The organism is Streptomyces sp. NPDC059649, assembly GCF_042734445.1.
Lineage (GTDB): Bacteria > Actinomycetota > Actinomycetes > Streptomycetales > Streptomycetaceae > Streptomyces.
The window spans coordinates 1-14674 of record NZ_JBHWDV010000081.1; the positions used below are offsets into that span (position 1 = coordinate 1).

The 14674-nt window shown below is 72.5% G+C and carries 14 protein-coding genes; 10 read left to right on the forward strand and 4 right to left on the reverse strand.

The annotated features are described in order from the left end of the window. Positions 1 to 174: 174 nt before the first annotated feature. Positions 175 to 948: a polysaccharide deacetylase family protein gene (locus tag ACFV1J_RS38010; RefSeq protein ID WP_385866154.1), complete on the reverse strand. Its 774-nt coding sequence runs from the start codon at positions 946 to 948 to the stop codon at positions 175 to 177. A 149-nt stretch (positions 949 to 1097) separates the two neighbouring features. Between ACFV1J_RS38010 and ACFV1J_RS38015 the strand changes: the two genes are divergently transcribed. From ACFV1J_RS38015 to ACFV1J_RS38030, 4 genes are read left to right on the forward strand one after another with little or no spacing between them, the layout of a single operon-like run. Beyond that, positions 1098 to 1802, forward strand: coding sequence for a response regulator transcription factor (locus tag ACFV1J_RS38015; RefSeq protein WP_030415362.1), 705 nt, complete (start codon positions 1098 to 1100; stop codon positions 1800 to 1802). Then, entirely contained in the window at positions 1799 to 3388 is a 1590-nt protein-coding gene (locus ACFV1J_RS38020) for an ATP-binding protein (RefSeq protein ID WP_385866157.1), read from the forward strand. Before ACFV1J_RS38015 ends, ACFV1J_RS38020 begins: the two co-directional genes overlap by 4 nt. Next, a complete protein-coding gene (locus ACFV1J_RS38025) occupies positions 3385 to 4029 on the forward strand; it encodes a hypothetical protein (RefSeq protein WP_385866159.1) in 645 nt (214 codons plus the stop codon). The genes ACFV1J_RS38020 and ACFV1J_RS38025 overlap by 4 nt, the downstream gene beginning before the upstream one ends. Before the next feature lie 44 nt (positions 4030 to 4073). Then, a complete protein-coding gene (locus ACFV1J_RS38030) occupies positions 4074 to 4475 on the forward strand; it encodes a DUF1992 domain-containing protein (RefSeq protein ID WP_385866161.1) in 402 nt (133 codons plus the stop codon). Between the two features lie 18 nt (positions 4476 to 4493). Here the strand turns inward: ACFV1J_RS38030 and ACFV1J_RS38035 are convergent, their stop codons facing one another. Beyond that, positions 4494 to 5789 carry a DUF4185 domain-containing protein gene (locus tag ACFV1J_RS38035; protein WP_385866162.1) on the reverse strand — a complete coding sequence of 432 codons (1296 nt, stop codon included), beginning with the start codon at positions 5787 to 5789 and terminating at the stop codon, positions 4494 to 4496. Between the two features lie 160 nt (positions 5790 to 5949). Between ACFV1J_RS38035 and mutA the strand changes: the two genes are divergently transcribed. The 4 genes from mutA (at position 5950) to ACFV1J_RS38055 (ending at position 11552) form a co-directional block, all read left to right on the forward strand. Then, complete coding sequence (gene mutA, locus ACFV1J_RS38040; RefSeq protein ID WP_385866165.1) at positions 5950 to 7836, forward strand: methylmalonyl-CoA mutase small subunit; 1887 nt, start codon at positions 5950 to 5952, stop codon at positions 7834 to 7836. Continuing rightward, positions 7833 to 10073 (forward strand): methylmalonyl-CoA mutase, encoded by a 2241-nt coding sequence (gene scpA, locus ACFV1J_RS38045; protein WP_385866167.1) that lies wholly within the window; start codon positions 7833 to 7835, stop codon positions 10071 to 10073. Before mutA ends, scpA begins: the two co-directional genes overlap by 4 nt. Before the next feature lie 11 nt (positions 10074 to 10084). Further along, on the forward strand, positions 10085 to 11092 hold the full coding sequence (gene meaB, locus ACFV1J_RS38050; RefSeq protein WP_385866169.1) for a methylmalonyl Co-A mutase-associated GTPase MeaB: 1008 nt from the start codon (positions 10085 to 10087) through the stop codon (positions 11090 to 11092). Positions 11093 to 11192: 100 nt separating this feature from the next. Next, positions 11193 to 11552, forward strand: coding sequence for a coenzyme f390 synthetase (locus tag ACFV1J_RS38055; protein ID WP_385866170.1), 360 nt, complete (start codon positions 11193 to 11195; stop codon positions 11550 to 11552). On the opposite strand, the gene ACFV1J_RS38060 is transcribed toward ACFV1J_RS38055, so the two are convergent. Together ACFV1J_RS38060 and ACFV1J_RS38065 are read right to left on the reverse strand one after the other, a co-directional pair. Next, a complete protein-coding gene (locus tag ACFV1J_RS38060; protein ID WP_385866172.1) occupies positions 11549 to 12508 on the reverse strand; it encodes a LysR family transcriptional regulator in 960 nt (319 codons plus the stop codon). The two genes, ACFV1J_RS38055 and ACFV1J_RS38060, sit on opposite strands and share 4 nt — an antisense overlap. A gap of 84 nt (positions 12509 to 12592) precedes the next feature. Then, complete coding sequence (locus tag ACFV1J_RS38065) at positions 12593 to 13117, reverse strand: ATP-binding protein (RefSeq protein ID WP_385866174.1); 525 nt, start codon at positions 13115 to 13117, stop codon at positions 12593 to 12595. 196 nt (positions 13118 to 13313) lie between these two features. Between ACFV1J_RS38065 and ACFV1J_RS38070 the strand changes: the two genes are divergently transcribed. Both ACFV1J_RS38070 and ACFV1J_RS38075 read left to right on the forward strand, forming a co-directional pair. Further along, positions 13314 to 13547 carry a DUF397 domain-containing protein gene (locus ACFV1J_RS38070; protein WP_385866176.1) on the forward strand — a complete coding sequence of 78 codons (234 nt, stop codon included), beginning with the start codon at positions 13314 to 13316 and terminating at the stop codon, positions 13545 to 13547. A 129-nt stretch (positions 13548 to 13676) separates the two neighbouring features. Next, a complete protein-coding gene (locus tag ACFV1J_RS38075) occupies positions 13677 to 14582 on the forward strand; it encodes a helix-turn-helix domain-containing protein (protein ID WP_385866177.1) in 906 nt (301 codons plus the stop codon). Positions 14583 to 14674: the final 92 nt, after the last annotated feature.

Here is a 14674-nt window from a genome sequence, read left to right on the forward strand (position 1 = left end):
GTTCGGCGGTGGAGTGGGCGTTCGCGCGGGAGCTGCTCGCGGAGGGGCTGCGGGCGACGGCCGCTTCGTTTTCCGCAGGCGGTGGCGCGCTTCAGATTCCTCCAGGTGAGCGCCCGAATCAGGGCGCCCGGTTCAAGGCTCCCGCTTCACAGCGCCCCGTTCAGACCGCCCGATTCAGCGCTTGGGAAACCCGAACCCGTACCCCTGCTGCTTCATCCACGGCAGCAGGCGGTCCAGCGACGCGACGGTCAGGGCGCGGTTGCCGCCGCCGTCGTGGAAGAGGACGGTCGGCCCGTTGGTGAGCTCCCCGTGGACGGTGGCCTCGATCGCCTCGACGCTGCCGCTCTCGAAGTCCTTGCTGTCGACGTTCCAGCCGAGCGGGCGCATGCCGTGGCCGGCGGCCAGCTTCCGGCTGTACGGGGTGAAGGCGCCGCCGGGCGCGCGGTAGTACGCGACCTTCGCGCCGCCCGCCGCGTCCTCGATCATCTTCTGGGCGTCGAGGATCTGCTGCGACTGGTAGCTCTCCGGCTGGTGGTCCATGCCGGTGTTGTGGCTGACGGTGTGGTCGCAGAGCTTGTGCCCGGCGGCCACCACCTGCTTGACCAGCTCGGGGTGGGCCCTGGCCTGCGGGCCGATCATGCAGAAGACGGCCTTGACGTCGTGCTTCTTGAGCACTTCCAGGACCTTCGGGGTCCAGACCGGGTCCGGGCCGTCGTCGATGGTGATGTTCAGGCTGCGGCCCGGGCGGTCGGAGGCGTGCACGATGGACGCGTCGACCGGGGCGTTCTGCGGCGCGTGCAGGGTCTGGCCCGAGTTGAGGGTGTCCGCCTCGGCCCGGTCCGGACCGCCGAACTGGCCGGCGCAGACCGCCCCGACGATCCCCAGCGACACCACCGCCGCCGCCACCACTCCGATGATGCCGCCCTCGATACCGAAGCGCCGAGCCATCTTCGCTCCCCGTCCCTCATGCCGTGCCGTGTCCGTGCGGACGGCGGGCACTGGACGTGCCCGCGGTCCTTCACCACGACAGATGCGTCCCGGGCCGGGGAGGCTGCCCCTGTTACGGATCCATCATGAAACTTATTGATACTGGGGCCATGCCACGAGTACTTCTGATCGAGGACGACGCCGCCGTACGGGACGGGGTGTCCCTCGCGCTACGGCGGCGCGGCCACGAAGTGGCGGCCGCGGCCAGCGGCGAGGAGGGTCTGGCGGCGCTGCCCGGGTTCCGCCCGGACATCGTGCTGCTGGATCTGATGCTCCCCGGCAAGGACGGTTTCGAGGTGTGCCGGCTGATCCGTGCCGAGCGGCAGCTGCCGATCATCATGCTCACCGCCCGCGGCGACGACCTGGACGTGGTGCTCGGGCTGGAGGCCGGGGCCGACGACTACATCGTCAAACCGGCCCGCGGTGAGGTGCTGGAGGCGCGCATCCGGGCGGTGCTGCGGCGCACCGCGCTGCCCGCCGACGGGGCCCCGGCCGTGGAGCCGGGGCCCGCGCCGGTCGAGACGTACGGGGAACTGGCCATCGACCGGGCCGGTCTGGTCGTCGCCAAGGGCGGCAAGGACCTGGCGCTGGCGCCGTCGGAGATGAAGCTGCTGCTGTTCCTGTCGGCGACGCCGGGGCAGGTCTTCAGCCGTCAGCAGCTGCTGGAGCATGTGTGGGAGCACAGCTACCACGGCGACGCGCGGCTGGTGGACGCCTGTGTGATGCGGCTGCGGACGAAGATAGAGGACACCCCGCGCAGCCCCCGTTACGTGCAGACCGTGCGCGGTTTCGGTTACCGCTTCGGTCCGCTGTGAACCGCCTCGCCGGCCGGGTGCCGTCGCGCACCCTGCTGCGGGGTCTGCGGGCGCGGCTCGTCGTGGGGTTCCTGGTGGTGGCGGCCGTCAGTGCGCTGACCACGGCGCTGCTGACGTATCGCGAGGCCCGTAACGCCATTCTGCAGCGGTCCCAGGACATCGCGGTGAACGATCTGCGGGCGCAGGTCAACTCGCTCGCGCCGGAGCTGATGGTGCCGCCGACGCAGGCGGACCTGGACAACTTCCGGGTGCAGCTGGAGCGTTCCGGCAAATCCCGCGAATGGGATATTTCCGTACATTATCGCGGCGTTCCGGACAGTGACGAGGGCGGGCTGCGGCGCAGCGTGGTGGTCCCGGCCGACCTCAAGGCATCCGTGGAGAAGCGGCACGTCCCGGCCTTTCAGCGGATCAACCGCGGCGGCTCGCCGTGGCTGCTGATCGGCATGCCGGTCCGGCAGTCCGACGGCCAGGCATCCGCGCTGTCCGTCTATGCCCAACTTCCGCTCAACGCCGAGGAGTCCAACGTCGAGGCGCTGGTGACCGCGGCCCAGCGGGGTGCCCTTCCGGTGCTGATGCTCGCGGTGATCCCGGCGCTGCTCGCCGCGCGCGGCGTGCTGCGGCCGGTGCGCGGGCTGCGGCAGGCCGCCGGGCGGATCGCCGAGGGCAAACTGGACACCCGGCTGGAGGTCAAGGGCACCGACGAACTCGCCGACCTCTCCCGTACGTTCAACGACATGGCGGCCCGGCTGGAGGAGAGCATGGCCGAGCTGCGCCGCCTGGAGGCCAACTCCCGGCGGTTCGCGGCCGATGTCTCGCACGAGCTGCGCACGCCGCTGGCGGCGATGACCGCGGTGACCGACGTGCTCGACGAGGACGCCGACTCCCTCGACCCGGACACCGCCTCCGCGGTCCGGCTGATCAGCCAGGAGACCGGCAAGCTGGCGCGGATGGTGGAGGACCTGATGGAGGTCTCCCGGTTCGACGCGGGTGCCGCTGCGCTCCATCTGGACGAGGTCGACGTCGCCGAGACCATCCGCAAGACGCTGCAGGCCCGGGCCTGGCAGAAGCGGGTGACCGCGGACCTGCCCGAGGACGTCCGGGCCCAGCTCGATCCGCGGCGGCTCGACGTGGTGGTCGCCAACCTGGTCGGCAATGCGCTGCACCACGGCGGCGAGCCGGTCCGGGTGGTGCTGCACGCTCCGGAGCCGGGCGCGGACCGGCTGCTGATCGAGGTCCGCGACAGCGGGCCGGGCATAGACCCCGAGGTGCTGCCGCACGTCTTCGAGCGCTTCTACAAGGCGGACTCGGCCCGGGCCCGTTCGGAGGGCAGCGGTCTGGGGCTGGCCATCGCGATGGAGAACGTCCGGCTGCACGGCGGCGTGATGCGGGCGGCCAACTCCCCGGACGGCGGCGCGGTGTTCACCGTGGACCTTCCGCTGCGCCAGGAGGAGCCGGGCGAGCCCGGCGGGGCGAGCGGTGCGACCGCCCCCGGCGCGACCGCGGCGGACGGACCGGGCAGCACGGACGGGGCGGGCGGGACGCGCGCCGAAGAATCGCGGGGGGCCGGTAAGGAGAACGACGGATGAGCGCCATGAACGGCCGGAACACCCTGTGGACGCCGGGAGCGCGGCGGCGCGTGCTGGGCGGTGTGGTCACCGTTGCGCTGGGCGGCGTGGTCAGCGGTGCGCTGGCGGGTGCGCTGGCCGGCTGCGGTATCGCGCCCACCGATGTGATCGACGCCGGTGAGCCCGCCTCCGGGGTGAAGTCGCCGGGCCAGCCCGCGGCGGACGTCCAGCTGTTCTTCTACGGACCGTCCGGTCTGCGGTCGGCGACCCGGCCGGCGAAGGCCCCGGTCGACCCGGACCAGGCGCTGTCACTGCTGATGGAGGGGCCGAACCACGCCGAGCGGATGCGGGGGCTGTCCAGCGTGCTGCCGAAGTTCCCGGGCCCGCTGACCGCCGCCACCGGCGAGGGCACGGTCGTGATCAACCTGCCGATGAACGCCAAGCTGCTGGACTCCGCCTCGCTCAACCAGCTGGTGTGCACCGCGGCCAACGCCCGGGTGCCCGGCAACAAGCCGCCGGACCAGGTGATGGTGACCCTGGTGGGCGACACCGTCCGGGTCGGACCCATGGTGTGCGGCGGCAACAACGCCTTCCCGATCGTCCAGCCCAGCCCGACGCCGCCGGGCGGCACCGGCAGTACGAGGGGCGGCGGCGTAGGCTGACCGCAGGGCCAGGACCAGAGCCGTTGACATGGGGAGTCTTCGCGATGTCCGAGCGCAAACCACCCGGCGTCAGCTTCGAGAGCTGGGTCGACAAGCAGATCCGCGAGGCGACGGAGCGCGGCGATTTCGCCGACCTCCCCGGTGCCGGCAAGCCCCTCCCGCACCTCGACCAGCCGTATGACGAGATGTGGTGGATCAAGGAGAAGATGCAGCGGGAGCACCTCTCCTACCTGCCGCCGAGTCTGGTGTTGCGCAAGGACGCCGAGGAGGCGCTCCAGGCCGCTGCGAACGCCCCGACCGAGGCCGCGCTGCGGCGCATCCTGACGGCGGTCAACGAGCGGATCGGCGCGGCGCTGCGCACTCCTCTGGAAGGGCCGCCGCTGAACCTGGTGCCCTTCGACGTGGACGAGCAGGCCCGCAAATGGCGGGAGCAGCACGGGAGTTGAGGCGCACCGCGGCGGCCGTCAGGGTGTGGTGCGGGCCAGGCGTACGCGGAGGAAGCGCGGCCGGTAGAGGTCGACGTCGCCGTTGACCCGGGGGTCGGCGGGGACGCCGGGCGGGCCGAGCCAGTTGATGTCATAGCTGAGCAGCAGGGTGCCGTCCGTGCTGGATCCGGGGTGGGCCTGCGGGTTGTAGGCGGCGACGTGACCCGGGTCGGGGGCGGGCGGCCGGGGCGGGGTGATCCGGCCGTGCGGACCGTGCCAGGGACCCTGGGGCGCGCAGGCCCAGTAGCTGGTGATCGTGCGCATCCCGGCGGTGCCGCCGCCCCCGGTGTCCATGGTGAACAGCACCCAGGACCGGTCGGCGCCCCGGCCGTCGCGGATGACGGTGAAGGCGCTGCCGACGCCGCGGCGGCCGCCGTCCCGCAGCACCGGTGCCGCCCGGTCCGGCCGCCGCTGCCAGTGGGTGCCGTCCCAGAAGCGCCAGCGGCCGCGGTCGGCGAGCCGGCCGGCCGGGACCCGGGCGAGGTAGGCCCGGGAGGCCGGTGCGGAGGGCGGGTCGTCGGCGCCGTAGACGTAGGTCCAGCGGCCTTCCCGGACCGTCGCGGCGCCGTAGAGGACGCGCCGCCCGGGGTCGGCGGCGGCGTCCGGACCGACGGTCTCGTCGATGCGTTCCAGGTGCAGACCGGGCAGCGAGAGGGTGGCGACCTCGGTGGCGTGGGGCATCCCGAAGATCCACGGTCCGGTGCCGGGTGCCCGGCGCCACAGCAGTACCCGGACCACCCGCTCGGCGGCGCCGGGCGTCCGGGTCTCGACCCGCGCCTGGACCGGCCAGCGCCAGCCGCCGCCGGGCGGGTCGGGGAAGTACGGGCCGGGTGCGGCCGGGGTGCCGCCGGTCAGGGTGCGTTCCGGGCGGCCCGAACGGGACGTCACGACCAGGGAGTTGTGCCGGAGGTACGGGGTGCCGCCGTGGTCGGCGGTGCGCCAACGGCGCTGCTGCCCTTGGGGGTTGGGGGGTGGCTGGATGCGGTCGAGGAAGGTGTCGGAGAAGAGCCAGAGCGTGCGGCCGTCGGGGAGGCGCACCGAGTGGGTGCCGTCGCCGCCGGTCCAGTCGTCGGTGCGGGCGTTGTCGTTGCCGTAGCGGGCGAATGCGGCGGTTTGCCGGGAATCGACCGACCAGGAGGCGATCCGCCGTCCGGTGCAGCCGGTCACCGGGGCGGGACCGTCGGAGCCGGGCAGTGCCCACAGCAGTGCGGCGACGGCCAAGGCCAGGGCGGCGGTGGCGGTGGCCGTGGTGCGGCGGTTCGGCGCCCTGGACATCGCGCTCCTCGGTCGCTCTCCGGGGTGGTCAAGTGTCCGAGATCACCGTACAGAACCGGTCAGCCACGCATAGATATGAACATGCGGGGGTGGTCAACGAGTGCAACGTCACAGCGGGAGCCCCTGCTCCAGCTAACGGTCGTTCGCCTAGCCTGCTGCCATGACCGCCGAGTCCACCGAACTCCCCCTGGCCGCGGCCTTCCCGGATGCCGATCGCGAGCAGTGGCGGCACCTCGTCGAAGGTGTGCTGCGCAAATCGGGCGTCACCGAGGCAACGGGTGCCGCCGCCGAGGACGCGCTCGCCACGGATCTCCAGGACGGGATCCGCGTCCGCCCGCTCTACACCGCCGAGGACGGCCCGGCCGCTCCCGGCCGCCCCGGGTTCCCGCCCTTCGTACGGGGTGGCCGGCCCGAGGGCACGACCGTCGCCGGCTGGGACGTACGCCAGCGCCAGGAGCACACCGATCCACGGCGCGCCAACGAAGCCGTGCTCGCCGATCTGGAGAACGGCGTCACCTCGGTCTGGCTGGCCGTCGGGCACGGCGGGGTGCCGGTGTCCGGTCTTGCCGAGGCGCTCCAGGGCGTCTATCTGGACCTGGCCGCGGTGGTGCTGGACGCGGGCGCCGATTTCGCCCCGGCCGCCGAGGAGTTGCTGCGCCTGTACGCCGCGGCCGGTGTGCCGTCGGCGGAGGCCACCGGCTCGCTGGGCGCCGATCCGCTGGGGCTGCTGGCGCGTACCGGCGACGACAGCAAGCTGCGGGTGCAGCTGGAGGCGGCGGTCCGGCTGGCCGGGCGCTGCCTCACGGAGGCACCCCAGGTGCGGGCGCTGGCCGTCGACGCACTGCCGTACCACGAGGCGGGCGGTTCCGCGGCCGAGGAGCTCGGCACCTCCCTCGCCACCGGTGTGGCCTATCTGCGGCAGCTGACCGCGGCCGGGGTGGGCGTCGACGACGCCTGCCGCCAGCTGGAGTTCCGCTACGCCGCCACCGCGGACCAGTTCCTGACCATCGCCAAGCTGCGCGCGGCCCGCCGGCTGTGGGCCCGGGTCGCGGAGGTGTGCGGGGCCGCGCCCGACGCGTCCGCGCAGGTCCAGCACGCGGTGACCTCGTCGGTGATGATGACCCGTCGGGACCCGTGGGTGAACATGCTGCGCACCACGGTCGCCGGGCTGTCGGCGGGGGTCGGCGGCGCGGACGCGGTGACGGTGCTGCCGTTCGACGCGGCGCTCGGCCTGTCCGACGCGTTCGCCCGGCGGATCGCCCGGAACACCCAGTCGGTGCTGCTGGAGGAGTCGCACCTGTCGAAGGTGATCGACCCGGCGGGCGGCTCCTGGTACGTGGAGCGGCTGACCGACGAACTGGCCCGCGCGGGCTGGGAGTTCTTCCAGGAGATCGAGGCCGCCGGCGGTCAGGCCGCGGCGCTGCGCTCCGGGATGCTCCGCGAGCGGCTGGCGCGGACCTGGGCGCGCCGCACCGAGGACCTGGCGCACCGCCGCGAACCGATCACCGGCGTCAGCGAGTTCCCGTTCCTCGCCGAGGCGCCGGTGGAGCGCGAGCCGGCGCCCGCAGCGGTGTCCGGCGGGCTGCCGCGGGTGCGCAGGGACGATGCGTACGAGGTGCTGCGGGCCCGTTCGGACACCCATCTGGCGGCGACCGGGGCCCGGCCGAAGGTGTTCCTGGCCGCGCTGGGCCCGGTCGCGGCGCACACCGCGCGGGTGGCGTTCGCCGGCAACCTGTTCCAGGCGGGCGGTATCGAGACCGTGCAGGAACCGGCGGCGGTGGACGCGGAGTCGGTGGCGGAGGCATTCGCCCGGAGCGGTGCGCGGATCGCCGCGCTGTGTTCGAGCGACGCGGTCTACGGCGAGCAGGCGGCCGCGGTGGCGGCGGCCTTGAAGTCGGCGGGCGCGGTGCGGGTGTTCCTGGCCGGCCGGCCGGGTGAGCGCCGGGAGGAATTCGAGGCGGCCGGGGTGGACGCGTTCGTCTTCGCGGGCTGCGACGCGGTCGAGGTGCTGTCCTCGGCCCTGGACGTCATGGAGGTGGCGGGATGACCGAGATGCAGGATGCCGTGCGACGGGCCGGCGCCATCCCGGACTTCAGCAGCATCGAGCTGGGCGAGCCGGCCGCGGCGGACGGCGCGGCCGGCGCGGAGCAGTGGGCGGAAGCGGTGGAGGCGGCCACCGGCAAGGGACTTGAGGACCTGACCTGGGAGACGCCGGAGGGCATCGACGTCAAGCCGCTGTATACCGAGGACGATCTGGCGGGCGTCGACTTCCTGGGCACCTACCCGGGCATCGCGCCGTATCTGCGCGGCCCGTACCCGACGATGTACGTCAACCAGCCCTGGACGATCCGCCAGTACGCCGGGTTTTCCACCGCGGAGGAGTCCAACGCCTTCTACCGCCGCAATCTGGCGGCCGGTCAGAAGGGCCTGTCGGTCGCCTTCGACCTGCCGACCCACCGCGGCTACGACAGCGATCACCCGCGGGTGACCGGTGACGTCGGCATGGCGGGCGTCGCCATCGACTCGATCTACGACATGCGGCAGCTCTTCGAGGGCATCCCGCTGGACAAAATGACGGTGTCGATGACGATGAACGGCGCGGTGCTGCCCGTTCTCGCCCTCTACATCGTGGCCGCGGAGGAACAGGGCGTACCGCCCGAGAAGCTGGCCGGGACCATTCAGAACGACATCCTCAAGGAGTTCATGGTCCGCAACACCTACATCTATCCGCCGCAGCCGTCGATGCGGATCATCTCCGACATCTTCGCGTACACCTCGCAGAAGATGCCGCGCTACAACTCCATATCGATCTCCGGCTACCACATCCAGGAGGCCGGTGCGACGGCCGATCTGGAGCTGGCGTACACCCTCGCGGACGGTGTGGAGTACCTGCGGGCGGGGCTGGCGGCCGGGATGGACGTGGACGCGTTCGCGCCGCGGCTGTCCTTCTTCTGGGCGATCGGCATGAACTTCTTCATGGAGATCGCCAAGCTGCGCGCGGCCCGGCTGCTGTGGGCCCGGCTGGTCCAGCGCTTCGAGCCGAAGAACCCCAAGTCCCTTTCGCTGCGTACCCATTCGCAGACCTCGGGCTGGTCGCTGACCGCGCAGGACGTGTTCAACAACGTCACCCGTACGTGCGTGGAGGCGATGGCGGCGACCCAGGGCCACACCCAGTCGCTGCACACCAACGCCCTCGACGAGGCGCTCGCCCTGCCCACCGACTTCTCGGCGCGGATCGCCCGCAACACCCAGCTGTTCCTGCAGCAGGAGTCGGGCACCTGCCGGGTGATCGACCCGTGGGGCGGCAGCGCCTACGTGGAGAAGCTCACCTACGACCTGGCGCGCCGGGCCTGGCAGCACATCGAGGAGGTCGAGGCGGCCGGCGGGATGGCCAAGGCGATCGACGCGGGCATCCCGAAGCTGCGGGTGGAGGAGGCCGCGGCCCGCACCCAGGCGCGGATCGACTCCGGGCGGCAGGCGCTGATCGGCGTCAACAAGTACCGGGTGGCCAACGACGAGGAGATCGAGGTCCTCAAGGTCGACAACTCCGCGGTCCGCGCCCAGCAGATCGAGAAGCTCAAGCGGCTGCGGGCCGAGCGCGACGAGGCGGCCTGCCAGGACGCGCTGCGGGCGCTGACCGCGGCGGCGAGGTCCGGTCCCGGCAAGGGACTTGAGGGCAATCTGCTGGCGCTGGCGGTGGACGCGGCCCGGGCCAAGGCGACCGTCGGCGAGATCTCGGACGCCCTGGAGGAGGTCTACGGACGGCACTCCGGCCAGATCCGTACGATCTCCGGTGTGTACCGAGACGAAGCGGGCCCCTCCTCCGGTGTGGAGCGCACCCGGGAGCTGGTGGCCGAGTTCGAGCGCGCCGAGGGGCGCCGGCCGCGCATCCTGGTGGCCAAGATGGGCCAGGACGGCCATGACCGCGGCCAGAAGGTGATCGCCACGGCCTTCGCCGACCTGGGCTTCGACGTGGACGTCGGCCCGCTGTTCCAGACCCCGGCCGAGGTCGCCCGCCAGGCCGTCGAGGCGGATGTGCACATCGTCGGGGTGTCCTCCCTCGCCGCCGGTCACCTCACCCTGGTGCCGGCGCTGAAGGAGGCGCTGGCGGCGGAGGACCGGGAGGACATCACGATCGTGGTGGGCGGGGTGATCCCGCCGCAGGACGTGCAGCCGCTGCGCGACATGGGCGCGGCCGCGGTGTTCCTGCCCGGTACGGTCATCCCGGACGCCGCGCACGACCTGGTGAAGGACCTGGCGTCGGTCCTCGGCCACGAGCTGTAGAGCGGGGGGTCATGCCTGCGACGATCGACGTCGAACGGTACGCCGAGGGGGTCCGCGCGGGGTCCCGGGCCTGGATCGCCCGGGCCGTCACGCTGGTCGAGTCGACCCGTGCGGACCACCGGGCGGCGGCCCAGCGGCTGCTGGTGGAGCTGCTGCCGTACTCCGGTGCGGCCCGCCGGGTGGGCATCAGCGGGGTGCCCGGTGTCGGCAAGTCGACCTTCATCGACGCGCTGGGCACGCTGCTGACCGGGATGGGGCACCGGGTGGCGGTGCTCGCCGTCGACCCGTCGTCCAGCCGGACCGGTGGCTCCATCCTGGGTGACAAGACCCGGATGGAGCGGCTGGCGACCGATCCGGCGGCGTTCGTCCGGCCCTCCCCCACGTCCGGGACGCTGGGCGGGGTGGCCCGCGCCACCCGCGAGTCCATCGTCGTCATGGAGGCCGCGGGCTATGACGTCGTGCTGGTGGAGACGGTGGGCGTCGGCCAGTCGGAGACGACCGTGGCCAACATGGTCGACACCTTCCTGCTGCTGACCCTGGCCCGCACCGGCGACCAGCTCCAGGGCATCAAGAAGGGCGTCCTGGAGCTGGCGGACCTGGTGTCCGTCAACAAGGCGGACGGGCCGCACGAGCGGGACGCCCGGTCCGCGGCCCGCGAACTGGCCGGCGCGCTACGGCTGTTGCAGCCGGCGGACGCGGTGTGGACGCCGCCCGTGCTGACCTGCAGCGCCCGCGAGGGCACCGGTCTGAAGGCGGTCTGGGAACGCGTCGAGCAGCACCGCACGCTGCTGGACTCCACCGGTGCGCTGGCCGAGCGGCGCCGTACCCAGCAGGTCGACTGGACCTGGTCGATGGTCCGCGAACGGCTCATCGACCGCCTCCAGGAACATCCCGAGGTGCGCAGGCTGGGCCCGGAGGTCGAGCGGGCGGTACGGGACGGCGAGATCACCGCGACGCTGGCGGCCGAACGGCTGCTGTCCGCGTTCGGCCTGGCGGACCCGGCGGCCGGGGAGGCGTAACGCCTGTCGGGCAGCGCCTGGTGGCGTCCGGCGGGATACTCACCCGGAGACCTGAGTAGCTCAGCTCATGACGTCCCCGCGGCGGGCCCCGAGTATGTCGATGACGGATGGACGGACGTTTTCGGCATCTTCCCTGGGGGCCATCATCAATCCGCGGGACGTCGCACACGGGCTGTACGAGGACAATCCGCTGGCCGGGCTGATCGAGGCGTTCTGTGTGGCGCCGGCCGGCAGCGAGCTGGAGTCCCGGCCGGTCGTCCATGTCGAGCTGCGTCCGGGCGTGCGGCTGTCGGCCGTCGAGGCGGACCGGCTGGCGCTCGCCTGCCAGCGCGGCGTACTACGTCAACTGGCCGCCGGCTGCCGGGACTTCCTGCCGTCGCCGGCGGACTGCCCCGCGGCCCATGAGGTCGCGATCACCCTGCACGGGTACGGCACCGGCCCGTTCGCCGGGGAGGGCTAGGACCTGTCCGACGGGTCGGGTCGCGGACCCGGCCATGACCCGTCGGACAGCCCCTGGAGCATCCCGCGTGCCCGTCGGGCCCGCTCGGCGAAGTGCGTGACGGCCAGGTCGCAGAAGCGTGCGGCCGCCCGGGAGAGGTAGCTGTCCTCGCGGCGGACCAGGCTCAGGATCCGTACGCAGTCGGGGGCGTCGATGCGCAGCCAGGCCAGCGGGGCGGCGGCCAGGTCGGCGCGGGCGATGGAGGGCATCACGCCGATGCCGAGGCCGGCCATGACGAGGAAGTGTGTGGCGCCGGGTTCGTCGCCCTCGCAGCCGATGACCGGGCGGCGGCCGAGCGGCGCGAACAGCCTTTCCAGCAGGGCGCGTTGCCAGTGTCCGGGGCGGGTGGTGATGAAGGGCTCGTCGGCGAGGTCGGCCACCGTCACCCGGTCCCGGCCGGCCAGCGGATGGGCTGCCGGGACCGCGAGCAGCACCTCCTCGTGCAGCAGCCGTACCGCGCCGAGCCCCGGCCCGGTCAGCGGCTGTGAGGCGACGCAGATGTCCACCTCGCGGGCGCGCAGGTGCTCGCGCATCAGGTCGGGGGTGGACTGGAAGCAGCGGACGGTCACGCCGGGGTGGGCGGCGCGGAAGCCGGCCAGCAGTTCGGTGAGCGGCAGCAGGGTCTCGGCGGCGATGGTGACGCTGCCGTTGTCGAGCCCCGCGGCATCGGCCATTTCCCGGCGGGCGTCGTCGAGCTCGTCCAGGGCACGTTCCACCCGGGCGAGGAAGGCCGCGCCGTGGCGGTTGAGCCGGATCGCCCGGCCCTGCCGGTCGAAGAGCGGCAGGCCCAGTTCGGCTTCGAGGCGGGCGATGGTCCGGCTCACCGAGGGCTGGGCCACCCGGAGTTCCTCGGCGGCCCGGCTGATGTGTTCCCGGCGTGCGACGACCCGGAAGTACCGCAGGGACAGCAGATCCATCGGTTCCTCGGGCCTTCAGCTCGGACGGCGGCGACCCGGGAATGATCACACAGGGCACGCCCGGGGGCCCGGGGGACGGCGTCGTCAGCCGCGCAGCGGCAGTGTGGCCCACACCGTCTTGCCCGAGTGGTCCGGCGGGGTCCAGCCCCAGGCGTCGCTCAGCCGGTCGACGAGGTGCAGCCCGCGGCCGCATTCCGCCAGCGGGTCGGGGCTCCGTACGACGGGTGCGTCGGTGCCGGCGTCGGAGACGGCGCACAGCACGCTGGTCTCCTGCCGGGTCAGGGCGAGCCAGGCCGGGCAGACCGGCGCGGACACCACGGAGAACCCCCGGGCGACCGGTGCGTCGTCCGGCTCCCCCGCCCGGATGCCGTGGCGCAGTGCGTTGCTGACGAGTTCGGTGACGACCAGCGCCGCGTTCTCGGTCACGTCCGGGGCCAGTCGCCAGCCGCTGAGGGTCGTGCGGGTGAAGCGGCGGGCCTCCGCCACGGTCTGCGCGGAGTTGCTGAGGGCGCAGGCGGCGAAACCGTCGGGGGCGGGCATCCACCAGCTCTCCTCCGACACGTCCTCCCGAAGGGCGTCGTGCACGGTCTCTGCCGGATGAGCGGTCATCAACGTCTCCGCAAGGGCGATTTCGGGGCTGGGCCGGACTGCCTCGGAGGGCTAATATCCTCGGCAGCCGTCGCGCGGTGCAAGTGCATCTGCAATTACATCGGCAAGGACGGTCGCTCAGGGGCTCGTTCACGCCAACGTGATCGCGGGCCCGGGATCGGTCGGAGGGACGTCCTCCAGCAAGGGAGCAGGTCTGATGGAGTCGGTGACCAACGGCATGCAGGCGACCCGCCTCGAAGGCGTCATATGGCGCAAGAGCCGTCGCAGCAACCCCAGCGGCAACTGCGTTGAGCTGGCCGTCCTTTCGGACGGCGGGGTGGCCGTGCGCAACTCCCGGTTCGCCTCGGGGCCGGCACTGATCTACACCCGCGACGAGATGGCGGCCTTCGTCCAGGGCGCCAAGGACGGCGACTTCGACGACCTCGTCTGACACACCGGCGGCATATGCCGCGGAGATTGGCGCATATGCCGTTCGGCCGGTCGCCTCAACTGTACGAACACTTGGCGCGATGGGACACTGGGCGTTCGCCCGACCACTCAGGGGAGTCAGGGAGTCAGCATGAGTGAGGCGCAGCCGAGCAGCGGTCCGTCCCTGCGCCGGTATCTCGACCACCCGCGGGGCGGTCCGACCGTCCTGCGGATCGTGCTGGGCACGCAGTTGCGCCGGCTGCGCGAGGCGGCCGGCGTCACCCGGGAGGCCGCCGGGGACGCCATCCGCGGCTCGCACGCGAAGATCAGCCGCCTGGAGCTCGGCCGGGTCGGCTGCAAGGAACGGGATGTCGCCGATCTGCTGACGCTGTACGGCGTCACGGACGACGGGGTCCGCGAGGACTTCCTCAAACTGGCCCGGCGGACCAGCAGTCCGGGCTGGTGGCACCAGTACGGCGATGTGCTGCCCGGCTGGTTCGAGACCCATCTCGGCCTGGAAGAGGCCGCGTCGGTGATCCGCACGTACGAAGTGCAGTTCGTGCCGGGCCTGTTGCAGACCGCGGACTACGCCCGTGCGGTGGCGCAGCTCGGCCATCCGCGGTCGACGCCCGAGGAGATCGAGCGGCGGGTGCGGCTGCGCGTGCAGCGGCAGGAGCTGCTGACGCGGCCGGACGCACCGCGGGTCTGGGCGGTGCTCGACGAGGCCACACTGCGCCGGCCGCTGGGCGGCCGGGAGGCGATGGCGGGCCAGCTGAGACATCTGCTGAAGATGTCCGAGCTGCCCAACGTCACGTTGCAGATCGCGCCGTTCAGCCTCGGCGGGCTGGCGGCGGCCGGTGGTCCGATCACGATCCTGCGCTTCCTGGAGCCGGATCTGCCGGACATCGTCTATCTGGAGCAGCTGACCAGTGCGCTCTATCTGGACAAGCGCGACGACGTGGACCACTACCTGGCGGTGATGGACCGGCTCAGCGCCCAGTCGGAGTCACCGCGCGAGTCACTGGCGATGCTGGAGCGCCTGCTCAAGGAGATCTGAGACTGCCGGAGAAGAGCTGATACGGCGACGCGCGGCGGGGTTCCACACCGAAAACCCCCCCCCCGAGGGCGTGCCGTGCCCGGGTCGACGCG